Annotated in this window: 12 protein-coding genes and 1 pseudogene; 7 read left to right on the forward strand and 6 right to left on the reverse strand. The window is 71.2% G+C overall.

The genetic code is table 11. The features are described from left to right. The first annotated feature begins 3 nt into the window (after positions 1–3). From Q8A52_RS40170 to Q8A52_RS40185, 4 genes are all read left to right on the forward strand, one after another. The gene (locus Q8A52_RS40170) at positions 4–804 is read left to right on the forward strand and encodes a DUF817 domain-containing protein (RefSeq protein WP_316761308.1); all 801 of its coding nucleotides are present in this window, start codon (positions 4–6) and stop codon (positions 802–804) included. A 120-nt stretch (positions 805–924) separates the two neighbouring features. Further along, positions 925–1,305, forward strand: coding sequence for a DoxX family protein (locus Q8A52_RS40175; RefSeq protein ID WP_316761310.1), 381 nt, complete (start codon positions 925–927; stop codon positions 1,303–1,305). Next, positions 1,302–1,769 carry a peroxiredoxin gene (locus Q8A52_RS40180; protein WP_316761313.1) on the forward strand — a complete coding sequence of 156 codons (468 nt, stop codon included), beginning with the start codon at positions 1,302–1,304 and terminating at the stop codon, positions 1,767–1,769. The genes Q8A52_RS40175 and Q8A52_RS40180 overlap by 4 nt, the downstream gene beginning before the upstream one ends. 53 nt (positions 1,770–1,822) lie before the next feature. After that, the gene (locus tag Q8A52_RS40185) at positions 1,823–4,153 is read left to right on the forward strand and encodes an ATP-binding SpoIIE family protein phosphatase (protein WP_316761316.1); all 2,331 of its coding nucleotides are present in this window, start codon (positions 1,823–1,825) and stop codon (positions 4,151–4,153) included. Between the two features lie 18 nt (positions 4,154–4,171). Here the strand turns inward: Q8A52_RS40185 and Q8A52_RS40190 are convergent. The 3 genes and pseudogenes from Q8A52_RS40190 to Q8A52_RS40200 all read right to left on the reverse strand — a co-directional run. Continuing rightward, positions 4,172–4,384 (reverse strand): annotated as a pseudogene (locus Q8A52_RS40190) (cupin domain-containing protein); the annotation flags it as partial. Positions 4,385–4,435: 51 nt separating this feature from the next. Beyond that, on the reverse strand, positions 4,436–5,041 hold the full coding sequence (locus Q8A52_RS40195; protein ID WP_316761319.1) for a DNA polymerase ligase N-terminal domain-containing protein: 606 nt from the start codon (positions 5,039–5,041) through the stop codon (positions 4,436–4,438). An 84-nt stretch (positions 5,042–5,125) separates the two neighbouring features. Continuing rightward, positions 5,126–5,995, reverse strand: coding sequence for an oxidoreductase (locus Q8A52_RS40200; RefSeq protein WP_316761322.1), 870 nt, complete (start codon positions 5,993–5,995; stop codon positions 5,126–5,128). Between the two features lie 158 nt (positions 5,996–6,153). Here Q8A52_RS40200 and Q8A52_RS40205 point away from each other — a divergent pair, with 158 nt between their 5' ends. Continuing rightward, positions 6,154–7,035, forward strand: a complete 882-nt coding sequence (locus Q8A52_RS40205; protein WP_316761325.1) for a helix-turn-helix domain-containing protein — start codon at positions 6,154–6,156, stop codon at positions 7,033–7,035. 1 nt (position 7,036) lies between these two features. On the opposite strand, the gene Q8A52_RS40210 is transcribed toward Q8A52_RS40205, so the two are convergent. Next, positions 7,037–7,867 (reverse strand): aldo/keto reductase, encoded by an 831-nt coding sequence (locus Q8A52_RS40210; protein WP_316761328.1) that lies wholly within the window; start codon positions 7,865–7,867, stop codon positions 7,037–7,039. Positions 7,868–7,979: 112 nt separating this feature from the next. Here Q8A52_RS40210 and Q8A52_RS40215 point away from each other — a divergent pair, with 112 nt between their 5' ends. Then, positions 7,980–8,945: a TauD/TfdA dioxygenase family protein gene (locus tag Q8A52_RS40215; protein WP_316761329.1), complete on the forward strand. Its 966-nt coding sequence runs from the start codon at positions 7,980–7,982 to the stop codon at positions 8,943–8,945. A 15-nt stretch (positions 8,946–8,960) separates the two neighbouring features. Here Q8A52_RS40215 and Q8A52_RS40220 read toward each other — a convergent pair whose 3' ends face one another. Then, positions 8,961–10,016 (reverse strand): LLM class flavin-dependent oxidoreductase, encoded by a 1,056-nt coding sequence (locus tag Q8A52_RS40220; RefSeq protein WP_316761331.1) that lies wholly within the window; start codon positions 10,014–10,016, stop codon positions 8,961–8,963. Between the two features lie 74 nt (positions 10,017–10,090). Then, a complete protein-coding gene (locus Q8A52_RS40225; protein WP_316761334.1) occupies positions 10,091–11,593 on the reverse strand; it encodes a metallophosphoesterase family protein in 1,503 nt (500 codons plus the stop codon). Between the two features lie 322 nt (positions 11,594–11,915). On the opposite strand from Q8A52_RS40225, the gene Q8A52_RS40230 reads away from it, so the two are divergent. After that, on the forward strand, positions 11,916–14,309 hold the full coding sequence (locus Q8A52_RS40230) for a M4 family metallopeptidase (RefSeq protein ID WP_316761336.1): 2,394 nt from the start codon (positions 11,916–11,918) through the stop codon (positions 14,307–14,309). Positions 14,310–14,331: the final 22 nt, after the last annotated feature.

A 14,331-nucleotide genomic window follows, 5' to 3' on the forward strand; every position in this document is an offset into this window, starting at 1 on the left:
GACATGCACAAGATCAAGCAGCAGGCCGGGATCCTCGCCCGCCAGATAGCCCTTTTCGGCTGGGTGCAGGCCCGCTGCTGCGCCTTCGCGGTCGCGCTGTTCGGCGGTATGGCGGCGGTCCGGATGCTGCCGCCGCTCCCCGTGGCGCGCTACGACCTCCTTCTCGCCTACGGCGTGCTGCTCACGGTCGTGTGCCATCTGCTGGGCTGGGAGACCCGTCGGGATCTTGCGGTCGTCGCCGTCTGCCATGTTCTCGGGCTCGTCTTCGAGCTGGTCAAGGTGCATGTGGGTGCCTGGAGCTATCCCGAGCCCGCACTGACCAAGGTGGCCGGCGTGCCACTGTACGGAGGGTTCATGTATGCGGCCGTCGGCAGCTACGGCTGCCGGACCTGGCGGCTGCTGGAGCTGTCGTTCACCGGCTATCGGGCCCGGATCACCGCCGCAGTGGCCGCCTTCCTCTACATCAACTTCCTTACTCACCACTGGTTGCCCGACCTGCGCTGGGTCCTCGGCGGCTTGCTGCTGTGTGCGACCTGGGGCACCTGGATGTACTTCACGGTCGGCGAGCGGCGCCACCGCATGCCGCTCGCCCTGTCCTTCGCGCTGGCCGGCTTCTTCCTGTGGCTGGCGGAGAACGTGGCCACGTACCTCGGTGCCTGGAGGTATCCGTACCAGCTCCACGGCTGGGAACCGGTGTCGATGTCGAAGTGGGTCTCCTGGGCGCTGCTGATCACGGTGTCCTTCGTCGTCCGCGCCAACTGGCCGGGCAGGCCGGCTCGCCAGGCCGGCGCACGGTACTCGTGACGTCCCTGGCGTCCGGCCCGGCCGACGTACCTTCTCCATGGACCGGCCCCGGCCATCCCGAGCGACCCACTGCGCCTACCGTCGAGTAATATCCGGCGACAGGTCGTCAGAGGAGGAACCGTGCCCCGGTCCGAACGCTCACCCTTGCTGCTGGCCGGTCTGCTGGCCACCGCGGGGGTCGCCCACTTCGCCGCTCCCCGGCAATTCGATGCGACGATTCCGAAGATGCTGCCGGGCTCGCCCCGGACCTGGACGTACGCGAGCGGGGCCGTGGAGCTGGCCCTCGCCGCGGGCCTGGTGGCGCAGCGCACCCGGCCGGTCGCCGCGCGGGCCGCTGCCGCCTTCTTCCTCGGGGTGTTCCCCGCGAACGTGAAGATGGCCGTGGACTGGCGGCACCGCCCCGCACCGCTGAAGGCAGCCGCCTTCGCGCGGCTGCCACTCCAGGTGCCCCTGGTGCTGTGGGCCCGTGGTGTCGCCCGCAACGGGGAGGGCCGGTCATGAACGAGCGTGTCGACGTCGGTGGCAAGGTCGAGGACTTCGCGCTGCCGGACGAGACCGGCACGACGAGGAGGCTGTCGGAGCTGCTCGCCGACGGACCCGTCGTGCTGTTCTTCTACCCCGCCGCCCTGACCGCCGGCTGCACCGCCGAGGCCTGCCACTTCCGGGACCTGGCGGCCGAATTCGCCGCCGTCGGCGCGCGGCCGGTCGGGATCAGCGGCGACACCGTCGAGCGTCAGCAGGAGTTCGCCGGACGCCACACACTCGGCATGCCGCTGCTGTCCGACACCGACGGATCGGTCCGTGAGCAGTTCGGCGTGAAGCGCGGTTTCTCCATCGCGCCCACCAAGCGGGTCACCTTCGTCATCGCCCAGGACCGCACGGTCCTGGAGGTCGTCCGCAGCGAACTGCGTATGAACACCCACGCCGACCGGGCCCTGTCCGCACTGCGCACTCATCGGGGCTGAGGCAGGCCGCCGCGCGCTTGATGCCCCGAGGCAATGGGATCATCCTGGGGCATATGGAGCATGTCGCGGCCGCGGCGATCATCGATGCCCTCGGCATGGTGACGGGGTGGAGCGAGGGCGCGCGGCTGCTGACGGGCCACCCGGCGCAAGATGTCGTGGGGCGGCCGGCGGCCGCCCTGCTCGACGATGAGGTGCCCGCGGAGACCGTCGCCGCGCGCACCGGAGTCGTCGCCCTGCGCCACCGGGACGGCCACCGCGTCGAGCTCGCACTGACCGCGTGCCCCGTGCTCGGCCCAGACGGCATGCCCATGGGACACGTGGTCACCGCCCACCGGTCCAGCGGAGCCGAGCCCACCCTGGCCGGACAGGTCTTCCAGCAGGCGTCCATGTCGATGTCGGTCTTCGACACCAGCCAGCGCTACCTGCGGCTCAACGACGCGGCCTGCCGGCAGCTGGGTGTGCCGGAGGAGACGCTGGTCGGCCGGACCTACCTGGAGGACGCCGAGCACAGTCCGGGCTTCCTCAGCCATCTGCGCCAGGTGGTGGAGACGGGCAGACCGGTCCGCTACGAGACCTTCACCGGCGCGCCCGTCCTGCACCGGGACCACGCCTGGAGCATCGAGATGTGGCCCTTGAGGGACTCCGCCGGTGAGCTGACCGCGGTCGCCCTGGCCGCGTTCGACAGCACCGACCAGTACTGGGCCCGGCGGCGGCTGGCCCTGCTGAACGACGCGGCGACCGCAGTCGGCACCACCCTCGACGTGGTGCGCACCGCCGAGGAGGTCGTGGAACTCCTGGTGCCGAGGTACGCCGACTTCGCCAGCGTGGACCTGCTCGACTGGGTCCTCGGCTCGGACGAGCTGCCGATGACCGTGGGTGAGGACGTCCTCCTGCGGCGCGTCGCCCACGGTTCCACCACCGAGGGAAACCCGGGCGCGGCGGTGCACCTCGGCGACGTGAACGTCTACCAGCCGTCCTCGCCGCCGGCGCGAGCGCTGCGCGAGGGCCGGGCCGTGCTCAGCCAGGCCGGCGAGCCGGAGTTCGTCCAGTGGCTGGAGGAGCGCAACGCCCTCTCGCCCGGCGGCCGCGCCTACCGCGAGGGCGTCCACTCCATGATCGCGGTGCCGCTGCGGGCCCGTGGCACCACGCTCGGGGTCGCGGTGTGCGTCCGCAGGACACACCCGAACGACTATGTCGCCGACGACGCCGTGTTCGCCGAGGAACTGGCCAGCCGCGCCGCCGTCTGCGTCGACAACGCGCGCCGTTTCGCCAAGGAGCGGACCACCGCGCTGGCCCTGCAGCACAGCCTGCTGCCGAGGGGACTGCCCGGCCAGGCGGCGGTCGACGTAACCCACCGCTATCTGCCCTGCGGCTCGCTGGCCGGCATCGGCGGCGACTGGTTCGATGTGATCCCGCTGTCCGGCAGCCGGGTCGCCCTGGTCGTGGGCGACGTGGTGGGGCACGGCATCCAGTCGTCGGCGACCATGGGGCGGCTGCGGACGGCCGTACGGACCCTCGCGGACGTGGACCTGCCCCCGGACGAACTCCTCACCCACCTGGACGACCTGGTCACGCACCTCGCGGCCGGGGACGGCGGTGCGGAGGTCGCCGAGCTGGGTGCCACCTGTCTGTACGCCGTCTACGACCCCGTCTCGCGCCGCCTCAGCCTGGCCGCCGCCGGCCACCCGGCTCCGGCCCTGGTCCTGCCGGGCGACGCTGCCGAACTCGTCGACATGACGGCCGGACCACCGCTCGGCGTGGGCGGCCTGCCGTTCGAGGCGACGGAACTGGAACTGCCCGAGGGAGCGGTCGTCGCCCTGTACACGGACGGCCTCGTCGAGGACCGCGACCGTGACCTCGACCGGGCGATGAACGAGATGCTGCGCGCCCTGACCGCGCCCGCCGACTCGCTGGAGGCCCTCGGGGACAACGTGCTGAAAGCCGTCCTGCCGGAACAGCCCGGCGACGACGTGGCCCTGCTGCTCGCCCGTACCCGGGCGCTCGGCGCGGACCGGGTGGCCACCTGGGACGTGCCGCCCGACCCGGCGCACGTGGCCACCACCCGCCAGGCGGCCACCGAGCAACTGGCGCTCTGGGGGCTGGACGAGGCCGCCTTCGTCACCGAGCTCGTCGTCAGCGAACTGGTCACCAACGCCATCCGCTACGGCGTACCGCCCATCCAGCTGCGGCTCATCCGCGACCGCGCGCTCATCTGCGAGGTCTCCGACGGCAGTTCCACCTCGCCGCATCTGCGCCGGGCGCACGCCTTCGACGAAGGAGGCCGCGGTCTGCTGCTCGTCGCCCAGCTCACCCAGCGCTGGGGCAGTCGGCAGACGGGCAGCGGCAAGACGATCTGGGCCGAACAGCCGCTGCCCGAGACGTGATCACCGCTGCGGCAGTGATCACTGGAAGGAGCTGCCGGGGTTCGGGGCGTCCTCGGAGAACGACGCGCCGTGCGGCAGGACGCACAGCACATCGAGCACGACGGGGGTGTCACCGAGGTCGCGGCCCATGTGCACGTTCCCCGGTCCGGTCGCCTCCCGGACCGCGCTGCCCGCCGGATACCTGCCGTCCTGGGCGCGGGCCGAGCCGAAGTGGCTGAGGGTGCCGTGCTTGGGGGGTGGAACCCGTCAATCCGAGTGTCCAGGAGGCAAGTTGCCCGACGATCACTTCCCCTCGGCGTCCGCGGCGACCTGGGCGAGGGTGCGGCCGGTGCGCACCGACCGGGCCCGGTGGGGGTCGGGCGTGCCGTGGCCGTGGGCGCGGGCCGATCCCTTCTTCACCAGGAGCCAGGCGTCGTCGCTCCCGTCGGTGCGCAGCCGGGTGAGGGCGTACTCGCCGCGCAGCTTCGAGCCGTGCAGCCGGAAGGTCGCATGCCCTCGCTCCAGGGACTCCTCGAAGTCCACCGGCCGCCCCCGGCGGTCGTGGCTGAGGGGCTCGTACGTCCCGCGGTCCCAGACGATCACGGTGCCGCCCCCGTACTCGCCCTTCGGGATCACGCCCTCGAAGTCCTCGTACTCCAGCGGGTGGTCCTCGGTGGGCACCGCCAGCCGCTTGTCACCGGGATCGGTGGACGGCCCCTTGGGGATCGACCAGGACTTCAGCACACCGTCGACCTCCAGCCGGAAGTCGAAGTGCATCCGCCGCGCGTCGTGGATCTGCACGACGAACCGGGGCTCGGCAGCCGCGGGCGCCGAGCCTCCCGCCGGCTCACCCGTCCGCTCGAAGTCGCGCTTGCCGTGGTACTTCCGCAGCCGGTCGTCCGCGTCCATCGGCGATTCCCTCCGTACCACGTGCCCCCCACGCCTCGCGACTCCGGGTACCCCGGCGAGAGCCCCGGCAAAGACCGACGCCGATCAGCCCTGCCGCCCGATGCCGTCCAGCTCGGCGATCGCGTCGGCGGGCAGGGCCAGACGGGCGGCGGCGATGTTCTCGCGCAGGTGCTCGGGTGAGGACGTGCCGGGGATCAGCACGATGTTCGGCGAGCGACGCAGCAGCCAGGCCAGCGCGACCTGCTGCGGCGAGGCGTCCAGCCGGGAGGCGACCTTGGTCAGCGTCTCGGACTGCAGTGGGGTGAAGCCGCCCAGCGGGAAGTAGGGCACGAAGGCGATCTTCTCGGCGGCGGTGCGCTCCAGGAGGGCGTCGTCCTGCCGGTTGGCCAGGTTGTACAGGTTCTGCACGGTGACCACGGGCGCGATCGCCAGTGCCTCGTCGAGCTGGCCGGCGGAGGCGGCGCTGAGCCCGAGGTGGCGGATCAGACCCTGCCGGCGCAGCTCGGCCAGGGCGCCGAACTGGTCGGTGACCGACTCCGAATTTGGGGTGTCCATGTCGCCGAGGCGCAGATTGACCACGTCCAGGGTCTCCAGGCCCAGGTGCCGCAGATTGTCGTGGACCTGTGCCTTCAGGTCCTCGGGGTGCCGGGACATGATCCAGCCGCCGTCGGCTCTGCGGCGGGCCCCGACCTTGGTGACGATGTGCAGGCCCTCGGGGTAGGGGTGCAGGGCCTCCTTGATGATCTCGTTGACGACCACGGGGCCGTAGAAGTCGGCGGTGTCGATGTGCGTGATGCCCGCCGCCACCGCCTCGCGGAGCACGGCGACGGCCCGGTCGCGGTCCCTGGGCGGGCCGAAGACGTGCGGCCCCGCGAGCTGCATGGCGCCGTAGCCCATACGGGTAAGGGCCGGACCGTCGGCCGGGGTGAAGGTTCCGCCGAGCGTTGCAGACATGTCGTACCTCTCGTGCTGTCCGTACCGGCGGGCCGGTGATCCGGTGGCCCGCCCTCCACATCCACCCTGCGCCGGTCCCGCCGACGGCGGCAGTGCCCCCGCGTTCCTGGGAGTGACAGGGCCAGTCACCGGGCGGGACCCGGCCCTACGGTGGTGGCATGGACGGAACGAACGCGCTGGGGGAGTTCCTGCGGGCCCGCAGGGCGCTGGTCCGGCCGCAGGACGTGGGGCTGCCCGGCGGCGGTCTGCGCCGGGTGCCGGGACTGCGCCGCGAGGAGGTCGCCCTGCTCTCCGGCATCAGCTCCGACTACTACCTGAGACTGGAGCAGGGCCGTGACCGCAACCCGTCCGTCCAGGTGCTGGAGGCCGTCGCGCGGGTGCTGCGGCTGGACGAGGACGCCACCGCCCATCTCGTCGGCCTGGCCCGGCAACGGCCCGGCGGCCTACGGCACCCGGCCCGGGCGCGCTCGCCGCGCACGCAGGAGCAGGTGCCCGTCAGCATCCTCCAGCTCATCGACGGCTGGCCGCGCAACCCCGCCTACGTCCAGAACCGCTACACCGACTGCCTGGCCGCCAACATCCTGGCCCGGGCGCTGAGCCCCAACTACCGGCCCGGTGTGAACCTGCTGCGGGCCGTGTTCCTCGACCCGGCCGAGCGGGAGCTGCGCCGGGACTGGGCGGACCTCACCGAGGAGGGCGTGGCCACCCTGCGGGCCCACGCCGGCCCGGACGCGGACGACCCGCGGCTGCGAGACCTGGTGGGCGACCTGTCCGTGCGCAGCGAGCGCTTCCGTCTCCTGTGGGCCCGGCACGACGTCCGGCCCCGGCGCGGGCGGGTGAGCCGTCTGACCCACCCGCAGGTCGGCGACCTCGACCTGCACTCGGACAAGCTGTCCATGGACGGCACCGACGGCCTCACCCTGGTCGTCTTCCACGCCGAGCCGGGCAGCCGCAGCGCCGAGCTGCTGGACATCCTCGGCAGCCTCACCGCGACCGGGGCCGGCCGTGACACCGCCGGGGAGCGGGTCGAGGAGCAGTAGGTCAGAACTCCTCGTGCACCTCGGGGTCCGCGCCGAGCCGCGTTCGGGCGTGGTCGGAGATGGCCGCCATCTGGGCGGGGCCCAGTTCGAAGCCGAACACGTCGAGGTTCGCGCGCTGCCGGCCGGGATCGGCCGACTTCGGGATGGGGACGGCGCCCAGCTGGACGTGCCAGCGCAGCACCACCTGAGCGGGGGTCACCCCGAGGGCCTCGGCCACGGCGACGACCGTGGGATCGGCGAGCAGCAGACTGCCCCGGCCCAGCGGGCTCCAGCTCTCGGTCAGGATGCCCTTGCCCGCATGGAAGACCCGCAGCTCGTCCTGCGAGAAGAGCGGGTGCAGCTCCACCTGGTTGACGGACGGCAGGACGCCCGTCTCCCGCTCCAGGCGCTCGATGTGCTCCGGCGCGAAGTTGGAGACGCCGATCGACCGCACGAGACCCTCCTCGCGCAACCTGATCATCGCCTGCCACGAGTCCACGTACCTGCCGACGCGGGGGAGCGGCCAGTGGATCAGATACAGATCGACGTACTCCAGGCCCAGCAGCAGCCGGGACTCCTCGAACGAGGCCAGGGTCTCCTCGTACCCGTGGTGGCGGCCGGGCAGCTTCGTGGTCACCACGATCTCCTCCCGGGGCACCCCGCTGCTCGCGATCCCGCGGCCGACACCGGCCTCGTTGCGGTAGTTGGCCGCGGTGTCCACGAGCCGGTAACCGAGGCCGAGCGCGCCGCGTACGGCCTCTTCCGCCTGCGTGTCGTTCAGGGGCCAGGTGCCCAGGCCGACGGCGGGGACCGTCGTACCGTCGTTGAGCTTGCGCGCCGGAGTGCTGATCAAGGCGGGACCTTCCCTCGGCTGTGTCGTACACCCAGCGTCACGGATAGGGTGAGCGGTGATCAACCGCAGAGCGGGGCGGCCCGACCGAGGACGGCACCGGATCGGAGCGTGCATGACGACGGACAGGGGCACGGCGGAGCGGGACGCGGGGATCGAGGTGAGGCCGGTCGCCGGCCACATCGGAGCCGAGATCACCGGGGTCGACCTCGCGGAGGAGCTCGACGACGCGGCGGTCGCCGAGATCCAGGCGGCGGTGCTGCGCTGGAAGGTGGTCTTCTTCCGCGACCAGAAACTCGACCACGCCGCGCATGTGGCGTTCGCGCGCCGGTTCGGTGAACCGGTCGTCCTCGGGCGGCGCGGCAGCGCCTCCCCGCCGGACTTCCCCGAGGTGGAGACCACGGCCGACCGGCTGGAGCTGGGCGGACGGTTCGGCATGGAGCACGACGAGTGGCTGCGACGGCGCCGGCACACGCTGCTGCGCGGCTGGCACTGCGACCACGGCGCCCGTATCGACCCGCCGGCCGCGACGATCCTGCGCGCCGAGACCGTCCCGCCGTACGGCGGCGACACCACCTGGTCCAATCTGGCTGCCGCGTATGCCGGGCTGTCGGCCCCCGTGCGGGCGTTCGTCGACGGGCTGCGGGCCGAACACCGGCTGGGCGTCGGGTATCAGCCGCGGCCCGGAGACGACGCGTATCTGCGGCATCTGCTGGACCATCAGGTCGCCTCCGTCCACCCGCTGGTGCGGGTGCATCCGGAGACGGGGGAGCGGGTGCTGTTCGTCAACGGCTATTACATCGAGCAGATCGCCGACGTGGCGCGGCCGGAGAGCGCGGCGCTCCTGGAGATGCTGCTGGAGCAGGCGGTCAGGCCCGAGTACACGGTCCGTTTCCGCTGGGAGCCCGGCAGTGTCGCCTTCTGGGACAACCGGGCCACCATCCATCTGGCCCCCAGCGACAACGCCCACCTCGGCTTCCCCCGGACCATGCACCGGGTGATGCTCACCGGTTGCGTGCCCGTCGGCGTGGACGGCAGACCGTCGGAGGCGATCGTCGGCACCGAGCCGGGCCGTTGGTGACGGACGCCGAGGGGATCAGCCGGCCGGGCGCCACCCCAGTGCCGGACCCAGCCGTGCCGCCATGTCGGTGAGGATCTGTACGTAGTCGTCGTGCTCGAAGGTGAACGGCAGCGCGAACGCCACCTCGTCGACCTCCCGGAACGCGGCGTGCTCGTGCAGCCGCTCGGCGAGCTGTGCCGAGGTGCCCACCAGGTCGGGTGCGAACAGCAGCCGCGCCGGGCCCTGCGGTGATTCCGTGCGGGGCAGGCGCGCGGCGGCGTACGCCTCGTACTTGGCGCGTTGCTCGGGCGTGGCGGAGTCGGTGGGGATGACGACCAGGCCCTGGGAGACGCGGGCCTTCTCGCCGTCGGGGTGGCGTTCGCGGAACGCGCGGATGTGGGAGAGCTGGATGTCAGCGAAGTCGACCGGTCCTTCCGGGTCCTCCGCCTTGACGACGCTGCTGGTCAGGAAGTTCATTCCGTGCTCGCCCGCCCAGCGCGCCGAGCTCAGGCTGCCGCCGCCGTACCAGAGGCGGCGCCCGAGCCCGGGGGAGTGGGGCTGGACCACGTCCGAGCTGTATTCGACATGCGGCTGCCGCCGCGTGGCTTCGAAGCCCTCGGCACCGCTGAAATCGATCGCCGGCTCGCCCCGCACGAAGTCGAGCAGCCTGCGCACCCGCTCGTAGCCGAACTCCTCCGCGTCGGCCGAGTCCGGGTACAGGGCATGTTTGACCCGGGCGTAGTCCATGGGCGGGCCCACGCTGACGCCCGGGTTCAGCCGGCCGCCGGACAATATGTCCACGGTCGCCAGGTCCTCGGCCAGGCGCAGCGGGTTCTCCCAGCCCAGCGGGACGACCGCGGTGCCGAGCTCGATGCGGCTGGTGCGCTGCGAGGCCGCCGCCAGGACGGCGACGGGGGACGAGATGCCGAACTGCAGATGGCGGTGCCGCACCCATGCGCTGTCGAAGCCGAGCCGTTCGCCCAGCTCGATGATCTCCAGCGTGGACTGGTGTCCCGGGCGCGGATCCGCACCGTCGAACAGGCCGATGGTGAGGAAGCCCAGCTTGCGCAGCGGGCGTCGAGTGGACGGCACAGCTCCTCCGGCAGTCGTTCGGCTGCTCTGCGCTTCTGTCCCCATTGTGGCAGCCGAACATTGCGCCCGTGTGATCAGATCAGCGGGATGCTGATCTCGTCCTCGACCGGCGGATCGAGCTCCTGCGGGCGGTTACCGGTCGCGGCGAAGCAGCGCAGCCGGACCGCCTCCGGGGTGACGTCCAGACGCAGGAAGCACTTGAAGAACGGCGGGCTGTACGTCGCCGAGCCCGGTGAGAACAGCTGCGTGTAGATCTTCCGCACGGGAAGCCGGAACCGGGAGGTGCGCTCGGGGCGGCCACCGGCTCCCAGGAGGCTCGCGACCAGCCGGGTGCGCCGGGTGACGCGCACGTCCGGGCCCGGGGCACGGCCGGGCCTGATGCCGAGCCGCTCGGCGATGACGGCCGTGGCCTCGGCCTCCGTGAGGGTGAAGAAGCGGCGCAGGCGCAGCCGCCGGCCGTACAGCCGGCTGTAGAAGGCCAGGGAGTCGCCGCGCAGCGGGTAGCAGCGGAAGTCGTCCTCGGTGACGCCGGCGATCTGCACGCGCGGGATGGTGTGCGTGGCGTGCATGAAGGCTCCGCCGCCGCCCGAGACCACGTACTGGATGGTGCGGCCGTCCACGTCGACGGGATAGCGCTGGTAGTTGTGGATGTCGCCGCCTATCGCCGCGACGTAGTGGTGAGCCGGGTCGCGGACGATGTCGTCGACGGTGCCGCCGCCCTCGATGGCGCAGGGGTGGTGTTCGCCGTCCACGTACAGCGGGGATCCGGTGACGAGGATCTTCGGGCGGGGTCCCTGTGACACCTCGCGGAGCCAGGCGCCCTGCTCGGCGTCGATCGTGCCCAGCAGGCCGGTGTCGATGCCTATGATCCGCACCGGTCCGGCGTCGATGGCCCAGTACGGGCCCGGCTGGACGGCCTGCTGGGCCGGGGCAGAGCGCAACTTCCGTGCCTCGGCGAGGCGTTGTTCGTCCGTGGGGCGGGGCCTGTGCCACAGCAGGGCACGCCACCAGGCGCGGGTGAGCGGGCGGGGCGCGGGCTCGGGGGCGAGGGGCGGGGCGTCGTCGCAGAAGACGCGCATGAACGCGCCGAGGTCCTCGTACCAGTCGTGGTTGCCGGGTATCGCGTAGATCGGTGCCGGGTAGTCCCGGTACGGGCGGAAGAACTTCGTGCCGTAGTCGTCGGTGGCGCCGACCGGATAGATCACATCGCTTGCGATCACCGTGAACGACGTGTCCTGACTGGCCTTCAAGAAGCCTGGCACGACGGCGTACTGGGAGTCGTCGCCCTCTCCGGTGTCACCGATGACCATGAAGGAGAAGCGGTCCGCCTCGTCCCGCCGGACCACCTTGTCGGCGGGAGCGCCGGCGGCCCTGCGCTGCGCCGCCCAGCGACTGCGGGTGCGGCCCGTCGGGTCGCCGAACCAGGACGCCACCACCCCGTTGCGGGCGGCCCACAGCGTCTTCGGGCTGAGCCACGACAGCTTCTCGACATGGTCCGGCATCAGCTGCTTGTAGGCGCCCCGTTCGGCGGTGCCCCAGCCGGCGCCTTCTGCGGTATCGCGTGAGGAGTCAGACACGGCGTGAACCGTAGCAACGGCCGGTACGCGGTCCGCCAAGGGCTGGCCCACGAAAGGCTGTTGACCGTGTCACTGCCGAGGCCCCTGAGTCGCCGGGGCACATCGTCGGGCAGGACGTCATAGGGAAAACCCTTGAATGTTACCGACGGTACTGACATGGGCGAGTCAATGCTGGGATCCTCCCTCCTGCCCCCCACACCGTTCCTCCCCGGTCTGTTCACGGACCACGCTCCCGCACAGCTGAGCTCGTCCCGGACAGCACACCCCGTCTGTCCGGTCTGTCATCGGCCGCGACCCGGCGGCCGCAGCAGGAGGAGTTCGAGTGAGACGCCTTCCCCACAGACGTTCCGCGGTCGGAGTCGCCCTGGTTTCGACCGCGGCCTTCCTTGCCGTCGGCATTCAGTCCGTCCCGGCGAGTGCCAAGCCCGCCACCCCCCACCCCAGCCCCCTCCGCACCGGCGGTCTCGAGGCCAAGCTCAGTCCGGCCCAGCACCGGGCACTGATCAAGAGCGCCCAGCAGAAGACCGCCGCGACAGCCCGCACCATCGGCCTGGGCGCCAAGGAGAAGCTGGTCGTCCGGGACGTCGTCAAGGACAACGACGGCACCGTGCACACCCGTTACGAGCGCACCTACGCCGGGCTTCCGGTCCTCGGCGGCGACCTCGTCGTGCACACCCCGCCGGCCTCTGTGGCCGTCGGCACGGTCAGCACCACCTTCAACAACAAGCACACCATCAAGGTCGCCTCCACCACCGCGGCCCTCACCAAGGCGGCCGCCGCGACCAAGGCACTGAAGGCTGCCAAGGCCCTGGACGCCAAGAAGCCCTCGACGGACAGCGCCCGCAAGGTGATCTGGGCCGGCCACGGCACCCCGAAGCTCGCCTGGGAGACGGTGATCGGCGGCTTCCAGGACGACGGCACGCCCAGCCAGCTGCACGTCATCACCGACGCCACCAGCGGCAAGGAGCTCTACCGCTACCAGGCGATCAAGACCGGTACGGGCAACACCCAGTACAGCGGCACGGTCTCACTGAGCACCACGCTCTCCGGTTCGACGTACCAGCTGTACGACACCACACGCGGCGGCCACAAGACGTACAACCTCAACCGCGGCACCTCCGGCACCGGCACCCTGTTCACCGACTCGGACGACGTCTGGGGTGACGGGACCGGCTCCAACACCCAGACCGCCGGCGCCGACGCGGCCTACGGCGCGCAGGAGACCTGGGACTTCTACAAGAACACCTTCGGCCGCAGCGGAATCAAGAACGACGGCGTCGCCGCGTACTCGCGCGTCCACTACAGCAGCGGGTACGTCAACGCGTTCTGGGACGACGACTGCTTCTGCATGACCTACGGCGACGGCTCGGGCAACACCCACGCCCTGACCTCGCTGGACGTGGCCGGCCACGAGATGAGCCACGGCGTCACCTCCAACACCGCCGGTCTCGAGTACAGCGGTGAGTCGGGCGGCCTGAACGAGGCGACCTCCGACATCTTCGGCACGGGTGTGGAGTTCTACGCCAACAACTCCAACGACGTCGGCGACTACCTCATCGGCGAGAAGATCGACATCAACGGAGACGGCTCGCCCCTGCGGTACATGGACAAGCCCAGCAAGGACGGCGGATCCGCGGACAGCTGGTACTCCGGCGTCGGCAACCTCGACGTGCACTACTCCTCGGGCCCCGCGAACCACATGTTCTACCTGCTCTCCGAGGGCAGTGGCACCAAGGTCATCAACGGCGTGACCTACAACAGCCCGACCTCGGACGGCGTCGCCGTCACCGGCATCGGCCGGGCCGCGGCCCTGCAGATCTGGTACAAGGCGCTGACGACGTACATGACGTCGAGCACCGACTACGCCGCGGCCCGCACCGCGGCCCTCAACGCGGCGGCGGCCCTGTACGGCACCAACTCGACCCAGTACGCCGGGGTCGGCAACGCCTTCGCCGGCATCAACGTCGGCGGCCACATCAACCCGCCCAGCAGCGGCGTGACGGTCACCAACCCGGGCAGCCAGACCGCCACCGTCGGTACGGCGGTCAGCCTGCAGATCCAGGCGAGCAGCACCAACAGCGGTGCGCTCACCTACAGTGCCTCCGGTCTGCCGGCCGGTCTGTCGATCAACAGCTCGACCGGCCTGATCTCCGGCACGCCCACCACCGCGGGCAGCTCCAGCACCACGGTCACGGTGACCGACTCCACCGGCGCGACCGGCACCGCGACCTTCGGCTGGACCGTCAGTTCCACCGGCGGCGGCTGCTCGTCGACCCAGTTGCTCGGCAACCCGGGCTTCGAGTCGGGGAGCACGAGCTGGTCCGCGACCAGCGGGGTCATCACCACCGACAGCGGTGAGGCGTCCCACAGCGGTTCCTACAAGGCCTGGCTGGACGGGTACGGCTCCTCGCACACCGACACCCTGTCCCAGTCGGTGACGATCCCCGCGGGCTGCAAGGCGACCCTGACCTTCTACCTGCACATCGACACCTCGGAGACCACCAGCAGCACTCAGTACGACAAGCTGACGGTGACCGCCGGTTCGAAGACCCTGGCGACGTACTCGAACCTCAACGCCGCCTCCGGCTACAGCCAGAAGTCCTTCGACCTGTCCTCGCTGGCGGGCTCGACGGTCACGCTGAAGTTCAACGGAGTCGAGGACTACTCGCTCCAGACCAGCTTCGTCGTGGACGACACCGCCCTGACGACCGGCTGATTCGCAACGACGCGGTCCCGCA

It is taken from the genome of Streptomyces herbicida (assembly GCF_032656585.1).
Lineage (GTDB): Bacteria > Actinomycetota > Actinomycetes > Streptomycetales > Streptomycetaceae > Streptomyces > Streptomyces herbicida.

What these genes read in the sequence shown, in the direction of transcription:
- Q8A52_RS40200 (WP_316761322.1), bottom strand. Translation starts at nt 5,995, where the DNA reads ATGTCTGCAACGCTCGGCGGAACCTTCACCCCGGCCGACGGTCCGGCC.
- Q8A52_RS40195 (WP_316761319.1), bottom strand. Translation starts at nt 5,041, where the DNA reads ATGGACGCGGACGACCGGCTGCGGAAGTACCACGGCAAGCGCGACTTC.
- Q8A52_RS40170 (WP_316761308.1), top strand. Translation starts at nt 4, where the DNA reads ATGCACAAGATCAAGCAGCAGGCCGGGATCCTCGCCCGCCAGATAGCC.
- Q8A52_RS40180 (WP_316761313.1), top strand. Translation starts at nt 1,302, where the DNA reads ATGAACGAGCGTGTCGACGTCGGTGGCAAGGTCGAGGACTTCGCGCTG.
- Q8A52_RS40185 (WP_316761316.1), top strand. Translation starts at nt 1,823, where the DNA reads ATGGAGCATGTCGCGGCCGCGGCGATCATCGATGCCCTCGGCATGGTG.
- Q8A52_RS40215 (WP_316761329.1), top strand. Translation starts at nt 7,980, where the DNA reads ATGACGACGGACAGGGGCACGGCGGAGCGGGACGCGGGGATCGAGGTG.
- Q8A52_RS40205 (WP_316761325.1), top strand. Translation starts at nt 6,154, where the DNA reads ATGGACGGAACGAACGCGCTGGGGGAGTTCCTGCGGGCCCGCAGGGCG.